This is a genomic window from Streptomyces sp. McG3 (assembly GCF_018619185.1).
Taxonomy (GTDB): Bacteria; Actinomycetota; Actinomycetes; order Streptomycetales; family Streptomycetaceae; genus Streptomyces.
The window spans coordinates 1-15,605 of the sequence record NZ_JAAXYC010000178.1 but is presented as its reverse complement, the minus strand read 5'-3'; the positions used below and the strand labels follow the sequence as shown (position 1 = coordinate 15,605).

The 15,605-nt window shown below is 73.3% G+C and carries 11 protein-coding genes and 2 tRNA genes; 9 read left to right on the top strand and 4 right to left on the bottom strand.

The window, feature by feature from the left end:
- Nucleotides 1-2,300: PAS domain-containing sensor histidine kinase (locus HET64_RS25055; protein WP_215109201.1), on the bottom strand; the 2,300-nt coding region annotated here is incomplete at its 3' end.
- 303 nt (nucleotides 2,301-2,603) lie between these two features.
- On the bottom strand, nucleotides 2,604-3,173 hold the full coding sequence (locus HET64_RS25050; RefSeq protein ID WP_215109200.1) for an SSI family serine proteinase inhibitor: 570 nt from the start codon (nucleotides 3,171-3,173) through the stop codon (nucleotides 2,604-2,606).
- Nucleotides 3,174-3,464: 291 nt separating this feature from the next.
- Between HET64_RS25050 and HET64_RS25045 the strand changes: the two genes are divergently transcribed.
- Together HET64_RS25045 and HET64_RS25040 are read left to right on the top strand one after the other, a co-directional pair.
- A tRNA-Ser gene (locus HET64_RS25045) sits at nucleotides 3,465-3,555 on the top strand.
- A gap of 239 nt (nucleotides 3,556-3,794) precedes the next feature.
- Nucleotides 3,795-3,867: transfer RNA gene (locus HET64_RS25040), tRNA-Arg, on the top strand.
- Between the two features lie 1,337 nt (nucleotides 3,868-5,204).
- Here HET64_RS25040 and HET64_RS25035 read toward each other — a convergent pair.
- Nucleotides 5,205-6,428 carry an NAD(P)/FAD-dependent oxidoreductase gene (locus tag HET64_RS25035; RefSeq protein ID WP_215109199.1) on the bottom strand — a complete coding sequence of 408 codons (1,224 nt, stop codon included), beginning with the start codon at nucleotides 6,426-6,428 and terminating at the stop codon, nucleotides 5,205-5,207.
- A 92-nt stretch (nucleotides 6,429-6,520) separates the two neighbouring features.
- Nucleotides 6,521-7,465 (bottom strand): RNA polymerase sigma-70 factor, encoded by a 945-nt coding sequence (locus tag HET64_RS25030; protein WP_215109197.1) that lies wholly within the window; start codon nucleotides 7,463-7,465, stop codon nucleotides 6,521-6,523.
- A gap of 106 nt (nucleotides 7,466-7,571) precedes the next feature.
- Here HET64_RS25030 and HET64_RS25025 point away from each other — a divergent pair, with 106 nt between their 5' ends.
- From HET64_RS25025 to HET64_RS24995, 7 genes are all read left to right on the top strand, one after another.
- Nucleotides 7,572-8,114, top strand: a complete 543-nt coding sequence (locus tag HET64_RS25025; RefSeq protein WP_215109196.1) for a hypothetical protein — start codon at nucleotides 7,572-7,574, stop codon at nucleotides 8,112-8,114.
- Nucleotides 8,115-8,173: 59 nt separating this feature from the next.
- A complete protein-coding gene (locus tag HET64_RS25020; protein ID WP_215109194.1) occupies nucleotides 8,174-9,121 on the top strand; it encodes a DUF2797 domain-containing protein in 948 nt (315 codons plus the stop codon).
- 23 nt (nucleotides 9,122-9,144) lie between these two features.
- Complete coding sequence (locus HET64_RS25015) at nucleotides 9,145-10,029, top strand: amidohydrolase family protein (RefSeq protein WP_215109192.1); 885 nt, start codon at nucleotides 9,145-9,147, stop codon at nucleotides 10,027-10,029.
- 90 nt (nucleotides 10,030-10,119) lie between these two features.
- Nucleotides 10,120-10,866: a response regulator transcription factor gene (locus tag HET64_RS25010; protein WP_215109191.1), complete on the top strand. Its 747-nt coding sequence runs from the start codon at nucleotides 10,120-10,122 to the stop codon at nucleotides 10,864-10,866.
- 16 nt (nucleotides 10,867-10,882) lie between these two features.
- A complete protein-coding gene (locus HET64_RS25005; protein ID WP_215109204.1) occupies nucleotides 10,883-12,784 on the top strand; it encodes a cell wall metabolism sensor histidine kinase WalK in 1,902 nt (633 codons plus the stop codon).
- 25 nt (nucleotides 12,785-12,809) lie between these two features.
- Nucleotides 12,810-14,132 carry a bifunctional glycosyltransferase family 2/GtrA family protein gene (locus HET64_RS25000; RefSeq protein WP_215109190.1) on the top strand — a complete coding sequence of 441 codons (1,323 nt, stop codon included), beginning with the start codon at nucleotides 12,810-12,812 and terminating at the stop codon, nucleotides 14,130-14,132.
- Nucleotides 14,129-15,605: glycosyltransferase family 39 protein (locus HET64_RS24995; protein WP_215109188.1), on the top strand; the 1,477-nt coding region annotated here is incomplete at its 3' end. The genes HET64_RS25000 and HET64_RS24995, both read left to right, overlap by 4 nt.

The following is a 15,605-nucleotide window of genomic DNA, read 5'->3' as shown; positions in this document are numbered from 1 at the left end:
GCACGGAGATGGGTATAAGAGACAGGGGCGGGGCGGCCGGGCTCGCCGTCACGACGGGCCCGCCGCCCGGTGGGCGGTACGGGCTGCTGCGGGTCCACCGGGACGCCCTGCGGCGGCACGGTCTGCCCGAGCTGCGGGCGACCGCCGCCCTGGGCGTTCTCGGCCGCGGTGACGACCGACCCCTCGGAAGGGGCGGCGGACGGGGCGGAGGTGAGGGCCAGCGCCCCCCGCTGCGGTGGCTGGGGCTGCTCCCGGGCGGCGTCGGCCGGAACCGCGCCCGGGGCCGCCTCGGCCGGGCTGGGCCGGCCGCGCCGACGCCCGGAACCCTCACCCTGCTGGGCCGGGATCAGCTCGGGGGCCTGCTGCTCCTCGGGCGCGGCCGGTCCACGGCGCGCCCGCCGCCGCCCGGTCGGCTCGGCGGCCGGGCGGTCATCGGGAGCGGGAGCCACGGCACCCACCGCGTTGTCGCCGACGCTCTCCGGCGTACCGCCGGGGCTGTCCAGGAACGCGTCGGTGGAGGACCTGCGCGCCCGGCGCCGGCCGCCGCTGGTGACGCCCGGAGCTCCCAGCCCCTCGGGCGACGAGGAGGCGGCGGGGGGAGGTTCCGGCAGCAGGGCGGTGCCGTCCGCCGCCGGGGGCGCGATCGTGCCGGACGCGGTGCCGATGGGCAGGTCGAGCACGTACGCGCTGCCGCTCATGCCCGGCATCTCGTGCGTCTGGAGGACCCCGCCGTGCGCCCGGACGATGCCGCGCACGATCGGCTCGTGCACCGGGTCGCCCCCGGCGAACGGGCCACGGACCTCGATCCGTACGACGTCACCCCGCTGGGCCGCGGCCACGACCACGGTGGAGTCGACATAGCCGCCGCCGGGAACGGCCCGGGTCTTGCCGGTCGAATCGACGCCGCAGACGTCCGCGACGAGGTGGGCGATGGCGGTCGCGAGCCGGGGCGCGTCGACCTCGGCCTCGATCGGCGGGGCGTGCACGGCGAACTGGGCCCGCCCGGGGCCGATCAGCTCGACCGCCCCGTCGATGCCGCCCGTGACGATGCCGTCCACCATCGCCGGGGCCTTGTGCAGCCCCTCCATCCCCGCGTCCAGGCGCTGGTACCCCAGCACGTTGTCGACGAGCGTGGTCATCCGGGCGTACCCGGCGGCGAGATGGTGCAGGATCTGGTTGGCCTCGGGCCACAGCTGCCCGGCCGGGTCGGAGGCGAGCGTGGACAGCTCGCCGCGCAGCTCCTCCAGGGGCCCGCGCAGCGAACCGCCGAGGACGGCGGTGAGCTGGGAGTGCTGGGCGCCCAGGGAGGCGAGCAGCTCGGCCTGTCCCTCGATCTCGGCGGCGTAGCGCTCGCTGCGGTCGGCGAGCTCGGCGGCGTGCGCCTCCTTCAGCGCCTCCAGCTCGGCGGCGTGCGCCTCCTTGAGCGCGGTGACCTCGGCGGAGTGGCTCGTGGTCAGCTCGGCGACGACGCTCTCGTGCTGCGTCGACAACTCCTCGTACGGCCGGCGGTCGGTGAACGTCATCACCGCGCCGACGAGCTGGTCCCCGTCCCGTACCGGCGCGGTCGTGAGGTCCACCGGCACCTGCGCACCGCTCTTGGACCACAGCACCTGCCCGCGCACCCGGTGCTTGCGCCCGGACTTGAGGGTGTCGGCGAGCGGGGAGTCCTCGTACGGGAACGGCTCGCCCTCCGCCCGCGAGTGCAGGATCAGCGGATGCAGCTCCTGGCCGCCGAGGTCACTGGCCCGGAAGCCGAGGATCTGCGCGGCGGCCGGGTTGACGAGGACGACGCGCCCGTCGGTGTCCGTGCCGACGACGCCCTCGGAGGCGGCCCGCAGGATCATCTCGGTCTGCCGCTGCGAACGGGCCAGCTCCGCCTCGGTGTCGACGGTGCCGGAGAGGTCCCGCACGACGAGCATGAGCAGCTCGTCACCGGTGTAGCTGGAGTGGATGTCGTTGTAGGCGGCCTGCCCGCTGTCGAGGCTCGCGCTGGTGACCTCGACCGGGTACTCGTGGCCGTCGGTGCGCCGCGCGGTCATCCGCGTCGGCTTGGTCCTGCCCTGCTCGTCCGCAGCCTCGGGCCGGCGCATCGAACCCGGGATCAGCTTGGAGTCGAACTCCGGCAGCAGATCGAGCAGTCCGCGACCGACGAGCGCGGTGCCCGGGGTCTCGAACATTTCGAGGGCGATGGCGTTGGCGTTGACGACCGTGCCGTTGCAATTGACGAGCAGAAGCCCGTCAGGAAGGGCATCGAGTATGGCTGCGAGGCGAGCAGTGCCTCGGGATGGCCTGCTGCTCACGACGACGCTTCCTCCCTGATTACCGCACCTTGCCGACAGCGGGCCCCATCTTGCCCCTCGGGCCGCAGACTGTCACTGGAGGAGTCTAAGGGCAGGGGAGGCCCCGGGGGCGGCGGATGAGGGGGAGCTCTCACCAAGGTTCTGTGCGCGGCGTGTACGCCGCGGGCCCATGACGTGAGCGTCCGCGCACCCTGTGACGTGCGCGGACGCGCGCTGCGGCCCTGTCGCCCGGGGCGCGTGGGCCCCCGGATCCGTCTGCGGCGGAAACGCGGACGCGGACGCTTCTACGCCGCGGCCGACGGGCTATCGAACATCCGGGAGCACCGGCACGAGGCTGTTCCAGCGCGCGATCTCGCATCCGTCGCGGCGGCTCGCGGTGGTGTCCACGGCCCGTCCCTCCCAGGTGCCCACGATGCGCGCGGTGGCGTCGCCGCCGTGGATCATCGTGCACATCGTGCCCTCGGGGGTCGGCCGGAACAGCTCCTGCCGCCCGGACCGGGTGGCGCCGGCCTCCGCCAGCCGGTCACAGGCCGCCTGCCCCCGCGGGTGGCTGCCCCCGGTGGGCCCGCACTCCAGCTCGAAGGTGCCGTCGGCCCCGGCGACCCCGGTGTTCTCGACGGACACGGTGAGCCGCGTCAGCACCTCGCTCGCCTCACCCGTGCCCTTGCCGTCCCCGCCGTCCAGGAACCCGGGCAGCGGGATGGGCATGGGCAGCGGCCCGAGGGAGGGCCGGGCGGCGGCGAACGGCCCGGAGGTGGGCACGGCGGCGGGCGTCGGACCGGAGGACGCGGGGCCGGAGGCGGTGGACGCCGGCACGGCGGTGGCGAGCGCGGCGAGCGAGACGACGGCGGTGAGGGCGAGACGGCGCAGCATGCGGAAGCTCCAGGATCTCTGCAGCGGGGTCGGCCACGGGCGGCGGTCACGGGTGATCACCGACCCGCCCGGGCGCCACGGCTGACGGACGACTGACGGGCGACGACGACTGACGGAGACCGGAGCCCCCACCCCTCTCTAACGCGCACCACGCCCGGATGTTGCGGCACCACGCCGAACTGCTTTGCCCTGGCACCCGGGGGCCTAGTAACGTTGGCGGCGATTGGTGGCACGACGCTCGACTGTGTCATCATCTGCACGCACCACTCGCGTCCGCGCGAGGTGTGTGGAGGAGGCGTCGCCTAGTCCGGTCTATGGCGCCGCACTGCTAATGCGGTTTGGGTCTTAAAGCCCATCGAGGGTTCAAATCCCTCCGCCTCCGCTCCACCCCGAAGCCCCGTGCCCCTGGCACGGGGCTTCGGCCGTTCCGGGACGCGCGAGGGCGCGGAGGGGGTGCCGGGGCCGGTTCGTGGCTGGTTCGGGAGGGTGGTCGAGACGGTCCTCGGAAGGCCGTTTCCGCAGGTCGGCAGCGGTGCGGCTAATGGATTTCGCGTCACGGCGCAGGTCATGTAATGTTGTTCTCGCAACGCCGACCGGGGAGAAAAAAGCCCGGAACGCCAAGCACTCGTAGCTTAACGGATAGAGCATCTGACTACGGATCAGAAGGTTGCAGGTTCGAATCCTGCCGAGTGCACAGCAGGCCAGAGGCCCCCAGGAGACATCCTGGGGGCCTCTGGCGTTGCCCGTACAGCGGCGATGTACCGCAAGCGCGCACTTTCCCCTCGAAGGGCTACAAGTGTGTCGTGTGGCTGAAGCCGAGGGTGGCCAGTCCTTCGGACTGGCAGAAGCGGTCGGAGGGGGCGTACGGCGCGGGCGCTGACCACGTCGTGCACGACGCCGAGTTTCGCGGCCAGTTCGGCGGCTTCCTCCAGGATGCAGTCGCCGTGCCCGGAGGCGAAGACCTTGACGGTGCCGCGTCCGCGCCGGGTCAGCGTAGGGATGATGGTGATCTCGGGCTGGTGCGCCACGTCCCTGCGGAGCACCGTCTCGTCCTTCTCCCCACCTCACCGCTGATCCTTGTCGTAGGGGAGGAAGCCCCCGGTGCCGACCGCGCGCAGTGTGGCCGCGAAGAGGCCCACGGACGAGGCTGCGAAATAACCTTCTGCCCTCGCTGCGAGCTCGCATCTGTTGGGGATCACACGCGTCTGCCAGGATCATGCTGTGAACCAGCCTTCGATAACCGACAGATTGAACAGGGCCCTCGACTGGGCGGGACTGCCCCTGTCCGTTCTCCTTCTCGCCATAGGCATCAGGGACTATCGCGATGGTGCCTCCGTGGGTTGGCCCATCGGTGGAGCGGTGCTTGTTCTGGTCAGCCTCTGGGTGATCTACCGCGGGATGCATCGCCGGAGTGCCGGGACCACGAAATCGGTGTAGGGGTACAGCAGCGCAGTACCGCGACCACAGCCCTCTCGGGGAAGTGCCGGTCGGGCCACGGACGCTGAGGGCCGGGTCCCTCCGGGTGAGTCGGCGAGCCGCGAACGGCTCGGTCAGGTGTGGGGTCGCGAGGTAGAGGCTGAACGGTCTTTCGCAGTGGGTCGAGCACAGCGGACCGCAGCTGCGGGTTGATGCTCTCGATCGCTTCGACTTCGGCCTGCTGCAACAGGTATGCGGCGTTCGGGAAGGGATCGAGCCGGTCGGCGTCCGCCCACTGCGCGGTGGTGGCGTCGGGGAACGCCTCCGACCTGGGGGAGAAGAAGGGGCCCGCGCCATCGGCGAGCGCGATGACGGTGTACGGGCCGACCTGAAGGGAAGCGGGCATCCCCCAGATGGTGCCACCGGCGGGTGGCCCACGACCAGACGGAGGACGACCGGCGATGCTTCCCGTTCCGGGCGACGCCGTGGCTTCTTCAACGCCCGGCGCGCCGGGAACGCGCGGTGCCGACGGGCTGCGTTCAGCGGGCCGGAGGCCCCCAGGATTCCCCCTGGGGGCCTCTCCCGCCTGTCGGTCCTGGGGCGGTCGGGACAGCCTCAAGCCGCTTCGGCGGCAGCGGTTGTGGCGGTCGCCCGCGTCCGGTCCGCCGTGACCCGGCGGCGGCGGGTCGGCAGGCCCATCGTCGGGTTCGCGACGCCCCAGGCCGCGCCCTTGCAGACCAGCTCCTTGTAGAGGGCGGCCACGCGGCCGGTCAGGGCCGCGCTGACGGCCCGGTCGTCGGCGGTGACGTACTGGATCAGGCCCTCCTTGCGGCCGAGGGAGACGCACTGGTTGAAGTAGCGGGCCGAGATGGTCGGGAGCTTGGTGCCGGTGAGGCGGGCCGCGATGGCGTCGGCCGCCTGCCAGGCGGTGGGGACGCCCGAGGCGCACGACATGCGCAGCGGCTTGCCGCCGGGGCCCGCGACCAGGGCCGCGTCGCCGATGGCGTACACGTCCGGGTGCGAGGTCGAGCGCATGGTGTCGTCGACCACGATCAGGCCGTTGTCGGCGGTCTCCAGGGTCGTGGCCCGGGCGATCGGGTGGACCGCGAAGCCCGTCGTCCAGACCGTGACCGCGGCCGGGATGTCGCCCTCGGTGGTGGTGACGCGGTCGGCGTGCACGGCGGTGACGTCGGCGTGTTCGTGGGTCGTGATCCGCAGGTCGGTGAAGACCTTCCGCAGGTGCCCGGCGCCCTTGGGGGAGAGCCAGTCGCCCAGTGCTCCCCGGGCGGCCAGGGAGACGTCCAGGTCCGGGCGGGTCTCGGCCAGCTCCGTCGCGGCCTCCACGCCGGTGAGGCCGCCGCCGACGACGACCACGGGCGAGCCGGGGGCGAGGGAGGCCAGGCGGTCGCGCAGGCGCAGGGCTCCGGGGCGGCCGGCGATGTCGTGGGCGTGTTCGGCGGCCCCGGGGACGGCGTGGGTGTTCCAGGCGCTGCCCAGGGCGTAGACGAGGGTGTCGTACGGCAGGGTCGCCGGCTCGTCGGCTCCGTCCGGGGCGGTGACGGACACCGTTCGGCGGTCGACGTCGATGCCCGTGACCTTGCCGAGGCGCAGCCGGACGGCCGTGCCGGCGAACATCTCGCGGAAGGGGCGGGGGCGGAGGTCCTGGCCCACCGCGAGCTGGTGCATCCGGACGCGTTCGACGAAGTCCGGTTCGGCGTTGACGAGGGTGATGGAGACGTCCTCGCGGCGCAGTCGCCTGGCGAGGCGTCCGGCGGCACTCGCTCCGGTGTAGCCGGCTCCGATGACGACGACGCGGTGCTGCTGGATGTTCTGCTGCATGTCCTTCGCTCCTGTCTCGCGCGGTTTCGCCCCTTGAACCGGGCAGCCCCGCGATTCCTGACAGGTGGGGAATGTGGCCTGCGTCATAGGGGTCAGTTGATGCGGAGGGCCGGCTCGCCGTGGTCGGTCGCCGCCCACTGACGCGTCGCGCGGTCGAGCTTGTCGGGGTTGGCCTGGTTGCGGAACGCGGCGATGCCGTCCGCCGTGATCTCCAGGCACAGGACGCCGATGACCCGGCCGTCGACGGTGACCACGAGCGCGGGCAGCCCGTTGGCGTACGAGACGTGGACCTCCGCCGTGCCGCCGAGGAGGTTGCGGGCGGCCTGGTTGGGGGTGAACAGGCTCCGCATGAACTTCGCGACGGCCGACGCGCCCTCGAACGGCTTCGTGCGGGCCGGTACCTTTCCGCCGCCGTCGCCGATCGCGACGGCGTCTTCGGTGAGCAGCCGGACGAGTGGTTCGGTCCGGCCGCTGGTGGCGGCCGTGAGGAACTCCTCGACGATCCGCCGGGCGGCGGCCTCGTCGATCTCGCTCCGGGGCCGGCCCGCCGCGATGTGCTTCTTGGCGCGGTGGAACAGCTGCTGGCTCGCGGACTCCGTGGTGTCGAGGATCTCGGCGATCTTCCCGTGCGGATACGCGAACGCCTCCCGCAGCACGTACACCACCCGCTCGTTGGGGGAGAGGCGCTCCATGAGGGCGAGGACCGCGTACGAGACCGATTCGCGCTGTTCGACGGTGTCGGCGGGGCCGAGCATCGGGTCCCCGGCGAGCAGCGGTTCGGGCAGCCACTGGCCCACGTAGGTCTCGCGCCGGGCGCGCGCCGAGGTGAGCTGGTTGAGGCAGAGGTTGGTGAGGACCTTCGTCAGCCAGGCCTCGGGGACCTCGATGCGGTCGATGTCGGCGGACTGCCAGCGCAGGAACGTGTCCTGGACGGCGTCCTCGGCATCGCTCGCGGAGCCGAGGAGGCGGTAGGCGATGGCCTTCAGCCGGGGCATGGAAGCCTCGAACAGATCCACCTGGTTCCCGGTCAGCGCCATGGGCCGGATCATAACGGCCCTCCCCGGCGGTCGTTCGGAGGGCCGGTGGCGGGGTAGCCGACGTTGTACGGGGGCGTGACGGACGCGTTCCTCTCGGAGGTCGGCTATGAGGTCGAAGGAGCACGGGCGGGAAGAGCGTTGGCAGGACCGGTGGTGGGCGATGGGGCTGCTGGTGCTGGTGGTGTGGGTCGGTATCCAGCTGGCCTTCTACGGATGGTCGGGGTGGCCGGGCATTCTGGTCGGCGGGTTCGTCTACGCGGGTCTGATGACCTGGCTGCTGATGCGGCGCCGGCGGCGGGACGCGCGTGCCGTGGGCACCGAGGCCGCGCGGGTGCCGGAGCTGGAGCGGCGCATCGCGAAGAACGGCGAACTGCCCGAGGACCCGGCCGAACAGGCGGCCATGGTGCGGTTGATCCGGCGGCGGGAGGAGAAGCTGCGGCGCAACCGGTGGTGGGCCCTTCCCTTCCTCGGGCTGCTCTTCCTCGGGATGCCGTTCTTCTGGTTCGCCGCGGGCAACGTGCCGGTCGGGCTGTGGGGCCTCGGCTTCGGCGTGGGGTTCATGGGCTGGATCATCTTGCTCAACCGGCGGTTCGAACGGCGCATGGCCGCGATGCGGCGGCGGATCGAGGGTGTCGGAGGCTACGCGTAGCATCGCCGGGCCGGTTCGACCGGTGATCTGGTGCCGGTGGAGGAGAGAGCGGGGTCCGGGTGTCCGGTGGGTGGTGGTGCGCCGGGGTGCGGTGGCCCGGGCAGGTGCCCGAGCTGGGGTGGAGCAGGCGCGGCGACCGGCGGGTGAGCGTGCTCGCGTACGGGGCCGGCCTCGGGTTCCGGGCCCTCGGGGAGCGGCACTGCGTGGGCGCCCGGGGGAATGTGTGCCCGCTGGGCGCGGTGGTGCCGGGGCGTTCCACCGGCGGGCGGTGCGCCGAGTGCGCGCGGCTGGACCGGGCGCATTCGGTGGCCGCCGACACGATGGCTGACGACCCCCGGACGTACCGCGTGTATCTCGCCTGGTTCGGGCCCGGCTTGGTCAAGGTCGGGATCACCGGTGAGGAGCGCGGGGCGGCCCGGCTGCGGGAGCAGGGGGCCGTGGTCTTCAGCTGGCTGGGGCGCGGGCCCCTCATGGCGGCCCGGCGGACCGAGGAGGTGCTGCGGGCGGCCCTCCAAGTGCCCGACCGGATCCCGTACGCCAGGAAGCGGGCCGTGCGCGGGCGGCTTCCCGGGCGCGAGGAGCGGGCCGCCGAGGTGGCGGAGCTGTACGGACGGGCCGCCGCACTCGAAGGGCGCGGCTGGCCGGAGTCGTTGGAGCGGCTGCCTCTCGAAGTCGTCGATCAGGTCGCCCTGTTCGGGCTGGACCGGGCCCCCGCTCCCGTCCGGTCGGTGCGGGAGCTGGTCGACGGGGGCGTCGTCGCGGGGCGGCTGGTCGCGGCGGCCGGGCCCGATCTGCACCTGGCGGTGGAGGGCGTGGGCGTGGTCGTCCTGGACACGCGGCTGATCACCGGATGGGACCTCGCCGCAGTGCCCGCGGAGGCCGTCCCCGCGGAGGCCATGTCCGCGGAGGCCGGGTCCGCGGGAGCCGTGTCCGCCGTGGCGGAGAGTGATGTACGTGTCCCCCTCATCGACATCGGCGGCGGCGGTGTGCAGGGTGGGTTGTTCTGACCGTCGACCGAGGGAGAGCGTCCGTGGGGCCGGAGAGCGATGACGTGGTGCGGTTCTGGAAGCGGCTCGGGCTGCCCGGGATCATCGACGTGCACACCCACTTCATGCCGGACCAGGTCCTGCGCAAGGTGTGGGCCTACTTCGACGCCGTCGGACCGCTCACCGGCCTGGAGTGGCCGATCACCTACCGGTACGAGGAGGAGCGGCGGCTGGAGCTGCTGCGGTCGTTCGGGGTGCTGCGCTTCACCTCCATGGTCTATCCCCACAAGCCCGGCATGGCCCGCTGGCTGAACGGCTGGGCCGCCGACTTCGCGGCCCGGAGCCCCGACTGCCTGCACACCGCGACCCTCTTCCCGGAGGACGGTGTGGAGGTGTACGTGAAGGAGGCCGTCGAGGCGGGGGCGCGGGTCTTCAAGTCCCACCTCCAGGTCGGCGCGTACGACCCCAACGACCCGCTCCTGGACCCCGCGTGGGGGCTGCTCGCGGAGGCCGGGATCCCGGTGGTCACCCACTGCGGGTCGGGGCCCGCGCCGGGCGCGCACACCGGGCCCGGTCCGATCGGGCGGCTGCTGGCGCGTCATCCCCGGCTGCGGCTGGTCGTCGCGCACATGGGGATGCCGGAGTACGCGGAGTTCCTGGCGCTGGCGGAGGCGTATCCGGAGGTCCGGCTCGACACCACGATGGCGTTCACCGACTTCAGCGAGGGGTTCAGCCCCTTCCCGGCTGCGGAGCGGGGGCGGCTCGCCGACCTCGGGGACCGTGTCCTGCTCGGGACCGACTTCCCGAACATCCCCTACCCGTACGTCCATCAGCTCCAGGCGCTGGAGCGGCTCGGGTTGGGGGACGCGTGGTTGCGGGCGGTCTGTCACGGGAACGCCGCCGCGTTGTTCCCCGCTCAGTCCACCTAGAGCCTGTCGCCCCGGAACCGCGCCGCTTTCTCAGGAAATTCACAGGAACGGGTCAGGCTCCTCTCACGGGTGCCTCACAGAGTGGTCCCCATGACGACGACGACCTCGCCCCAGGGGCGTACCGAACTGCGCAGGCCGGACCGTACCCCCGTACGGGTCCTGGTCGTGGACGACGAGGCTCCGCTCGCCGAGCTGCTGTCGATGGCCCTGCGGTACGAGGGGTGGGAGGTGCGCAGCGCCGGGGACGGGGCCGGTGCCGTCCGGGCCGCGCGGGACTTCCGGCCGGACGCGGTGGTCCTGGACGTGATGCTCCCCGACATGGACGGGCTGTCCGTGCTGGGCCGGCTGCGCCGTGAGTACGACGATGTGCCGGTCCTCTTCCTGACCGCCCGGGACGCCGTCGAGGACCGGATCGCCGGGCTCACCGCGGGCGGTGACGACTACGTGACCAAGCCGTTCAGCCTGGAGGAGGTCGTGGCCCGGCTGCGCGGGCTCATCCGCCGCTCGGGCTCGGCCGTCGCCGCCGGCCGCGCCGAGTCCACGCTCGTCGTCGGGGACCTGGTGCTCGACGAGGACAGCCACGAGGTGAGCCGGGGCGGGGACGCGATCCACGTCACGGCCACCGAGTTCGAACTGCTGCGCTTCCTGATGCGCAATCCGCGCCGGGTGCTCAGCAAGGCGCAGATCCTCGACCGGGTCTGGAACTACGACTTCGGCGGTCAGGCCAACGTCGTGGAGCTCTACATCTCCTACCTCCGCAAGAAGATCGACGCCGGGCGCACCCCGATGATCCACACCCGGCGCGGCGCGGGGTATCTGATCAAGCCCGGTGAGTAGGGGGCGGGGCGCGGGAGTGGTGCGGCGGCCGTGGACGCTGCGGACCCGGCTCGTCGTGTCGGCGGTCTCGCTGATCGCCGTCGTCGCCGCCGTCATCGGGTCCGTCACCGCGATCGCCTTCCACAGCTACATGTACGGCAAGCTCGACGACCAGCTGCACTCCGTCGCCGAGCGCGCCCAGCGCCCGCCGGGCCCGGTGCCCCAGGCGTTGCGCGAGGCGGGTCCGCTCGGCTTCGTCGGCGGGGGCGGGCAGCCGCTCGGCACGTTCGGGGCCCTTCTCGGCGAGGACGGGGACGTCACCGCGTCGAAGGTCGTCGAGGACAGCGGGCTGCGCGCCCAGGAGAGCGCGAAGCCGCTGACCGGGGAGCAGCGGGGCGCCCTGGAGGCGGTCGCGCCGGCCACCGGCGAGGGGGCCCGGAGCGTCGATCTCCCGGGGCTCGGCGGCTACCGGGTCGAGGCCGCGAACACCGCCGAGGGGTACATCGTCCTCGTCGGTATCCCCAGCGCCGAGGTGAGCGGTGCGCTGACCACCCTGATCGTCGTCGAGGTCTGCGTCACCGCCGCCGGGCTGCTGGCCGCGTCGATCGCGGGCACGGTGCTCGTCGGGGTCGCCCTGCGGCCGTTGCGCCGGGTCGCCGCCACAGCCACCCGGGTCTCCGAACTCCGCCTGCACAGCGGGGAGGTGGCTCTCCTGGAGCGGGTCCCGGACGCCGAGGCCGACCCGCGTACGGAGGTCGGGCAGGTGGGTGCGGCGCTCAACCGGATGCTCGGGCACGTCGGTTCGGCCCTCGCCGCCCGCCAGGAGAGCGAGACGCGGGTCCGGCAGTTCGTCGCCGACGCCAGCCACGAGCTGCGCACCCCGCTGGCCTCGATCCGGGGCTACGCCGAGCTGACCCGGCGCGCCACCGGGGGCCGGGAAGCGCCGGACCCCGATCCGGTCACCCGGCACGCGCTGGGGCGGATCGAGTCGGAGGCGGACCGGATGACGGGCCTGGTGGAGGATCTGCTGCTGCTGGCCCGGCTGGACGCCGGGCGTCCGCTCTCGTACGCGAGCACCGATCTGCTGCCGCTGGTCGTGGACGCGATCAGCGACGCCCGTGCGGCGGACCAGGGGGTGCCGCCGGGCCGCGATGCCGGGGCGGTTGACCAGTGTGCGCCGGGCCGGGACGTCCGGGCGGCGGACCAAGGGGCGCGGGGCCGGAGCGTCCGGGCGGCGGACCGGTGCGCGCCTGGCCGGGACGCTCAGGCGGTGGACCAGGGGGTGTCGCCGGGCCGGGGCGTCCGGGCGGCCGGCCAAGGCGCTCCGGGCCGGGACGCCCTGCACCGCTGGCGGCTCGAACTGCCCGCCGAGCCCGTGACCGTACGCGCCGATCCCGACCGGTTCCGGCAGGTGCTGGTCAACCTGCTGGCCAACGCCCGCACCCACACCCCGCCGGGGACCACCGTCACCGTGGCCGTGCGGCCGTCCGCGCGCGCCGGGGGGCCGGTCACGGTGACGGTGGGCGACGACGGGCCCGGCATCCCGGCGGAGCTGCTGCCGCACGTCTTCGAACGGTTCGCCCGGGGTGACGCCTCCCGCTCGCGCGGGGCCGGTACGGGAGGGGCGACCGGGTCCACCGGGCTCGGCCTGGCCATCGTGCAGGCCGTCGTCTCCGCGCACGGCGGGCGCGTACGGGTGGAGTCGGAGCCGGGCCGCACGGTGTTCGTGATCGAGCTGCCGGCGGAAGCGGATGAAGCGCTCCGCGCGGACGCAGCGGGAGTGGACGTGGGGGTCCGCGCCGACTCAACGAGAGCGGACGCAGCGCTCCGTGCGGACACGGCGGGAGCGGACGCAGCGCTCCGCCCGGACACGGCGGATGCGGACGAAGCACTGCACGCGGACTCACAGGGCGGGGACAGGCTCAGCACACCGGTGTGACAGCACGGTTCGCGAACGTCGGAGCATGACAACCGACAGCCTCCGGAGCGGCCCCGGCGCGACCGGCCGCAGCAGCGGGAACGGCGGGCCCCGCGCCCGTCTGCCGGTCAGGGAGCACCTCCCGGCCCGTGGCCCGGCCGCCGCCGACGTCCCCCTGCTCGACGTCGTCGTCCCCGTGTACAACGAGGAGAAGGACCTCCGCCCCTGCGTCGTGCGCCTGCACGCCCATCTCGCGCGGACCTTCCCGTACCCCTTCCGCATCACCGTCGCCGACAACGCCAGCACCGACTCCACCCCCGCCGTCGCCGCGTCGCTCGCCGCGGAGCTGCCCGGGGTGCGGTACGTGCGGCTGGCGGAGAAGGGCCGGGGGCGGGCGCTGCGTACGGTCTGGGCGGAGTCCGACGCACCGGTCCTCGCCTATATGGACGTCGACCTCTCCACCGACCTCAACGCCCTCCTCCCGCTGGTCGCCCCGCTGATCTCCGGCCACTCCGACCTGGCCATCGGCTCCCGCCTCGCGAGGAGTTCGCGGGTGGTGCGGGGGCCGAAGCGGGAATTCGTCTCGCGCGCCTACAACCTGATCCTGCGCTCCTCGCTGGCCGCCGGGTTCAGCGACGCCCAGTGCGGGTTCAAGGCGATCCGGCGCGAGGTCGCCGAGCGGCTGCTGCCGATGGTGGAGGACAGCGGCTGGTTCTTCGACACCGAGCTGCTGGTCCTCGCCGAGCGGGCCGGGCTGCGCATCCACGAGGTGCCCGTCGACTGGATCGACGACCCCGCGTCGACGGTCCGCATCGTGCGGACGGCCACCGAGGACCTGAAAGGGGTGTGGCGGGTGGGGCGGGCGCTGGCCGTCGGCGCGCTGCCGCTGGACCGGCTGGCCCGGCCCTTCGGGGACGACCCGCGCGACCGGGCGCTGACCGGGGTGGAGCGCGGACTGGCCCGCCAGCTCGTCGGGTTCTGCTGCGTGGGCGTGCTGTCGACGCTGTTCTACCTCGCGCTGTACTCCCTCTTCCGGCTCGGCGTCGGCCCGCAGCTCGCCAACGGCGGCGCGCTGCTCGTCTCCGCCGTCGCCAACACCGCCGCCAACCGCCGCCTCACCTTCGGTGTACGCGGCCGGGGCGGGGCCGTCCGCCACCAGGCTCAGGGGCTGGTGGTCTTCGCCATCGGCCTCGCGCTGACCAGCGGATCGCTCGCCGCGCTGGGGGCGGCGACCGGATCGCCCTCCCACGGCACGGAGCTGGCCGTGCTGATCACCGCCAACCTCGCGGCCACCGTGCTGCGTTTCCTGCTCCTGCGCGCCTGGGTCTTCCCGGCCCGCGCCCGCCCCGAACCCGAGGACGTCCGATGACCACGACCGCCGACCCCGCGATCCCCGTCGCCGCGCCGCCGACCGGGAGGGAAGGCCCCCGCTGGGCGCGCCCCGCGCTGTACGGGCTGCTGCTGGCGGTCGGCCTCGCGTACCTCTCCAACCTCAGCGCCTCCGGATACGCCAACTCGTTCTACTCCGCGGCCGTCCAGGCGGGCAGCCAGAGCTGGAAGGCCCTCTTCTTCGGCTCGCTGGACTCCGGAGGCGCCATCACCGTCGACAAGCCGCCCGCCGCGCTCTGGCCGATGGCCCTGTCGGTGCGGCTGTTCGGGCTGAACTCCTGGGCGATCCTGGCCCCCCAGGTCCTGATGGCGCTCGCCACGGCGGCCGTCCTGAACGCCGCCGTACGCCGTCGTTTCGGGCCGGTCGCCGGGCTGATCGCGGTGGGCGTCTTCGCGCTGACGCCCGTCGCCGCGCTGATGTTCCGCTTCAACAACCCGGACGCGCTGCTGGCCCTGCTGATGACCGTCAGCGTGTGGTGCGTGCTGCGGGCCCTGGAGCAGGGGCGGACGAAGTGGCTGCTCTGGGCGGGGGTGGTGGTCGGGTTCGCGTTTCTGACGAAGACCCTCCAGGCGTTCCTGATCCTGCCGCCGCTGGCCGTGCTGTACGCGGTGTGCGCCCCCGTTCCCGTGCCGAAGCGGCTCGGCCAACTCGCCCTGTCCGCGCTGGCCATGGTCGTCGCCGGGGGCTGGTGGGTCGCGATCGTCGAGCTGATGCCGGCTTCCTCGCGCCCGTACGTCGGCGGCTCGCAGAACAACTCGTTCCTGGAGCTGACCTTCGGCTACAACGGGCTCGGCCGGATCAACGGCGAGGAGACCGGGAGCGTCGGCGGGGGAGGCGGCGGCCGTGGTGGTGGCTGGGGCGATACCGGCATCGGGCGGATGTTCGACTCCGAGGTCGGCGGACAGATCGCGTGGTTGCTGCCCGCCGCGCTGATCCTGCTGGCGGCCGGGCTCTGGCTGACCCGGAAGGCGGCGCGGACCGACTCCGCGCGGGCCGCGTTCGCCGCCTGGGGCGGTGCGCTGATCATGACCGCGGCCGTGTTCAGCCTCATGGCCGGGATCTTCCACCAGTACTACACCGTGGCCCTCGCCCCGTATGTCGCCGCGCTCGTCGCCATGGGCGTCACGGTGCTGTGGGAGGAGCGGGGCGCGTGGTGGCCGCGTGCGGTGCTCGCGGGCACGGTCGTGGTGACGGTCGTCTGGGCGTACGTCCTGCTGGGCCGTACGCCGGACTACCTGCCGTGGCTGCGGTGGGCGGTACTGGCGGCCGGGCTGATCGGTGCGCTCGGGCTGCTGGTCGTGGGCCGGTTCGGCGGACGGGGTCTGGCGGCCGCCGTGGTGGGGCTGAGCTGCGCCGCGTCGCTGGCGGGGCCGGCGGCGTACACCGTCTCCACCCTGAACAGCGGCCATCAGGCTGTCGCTTATACACATCTGACGCTGCCGACGACTAGTC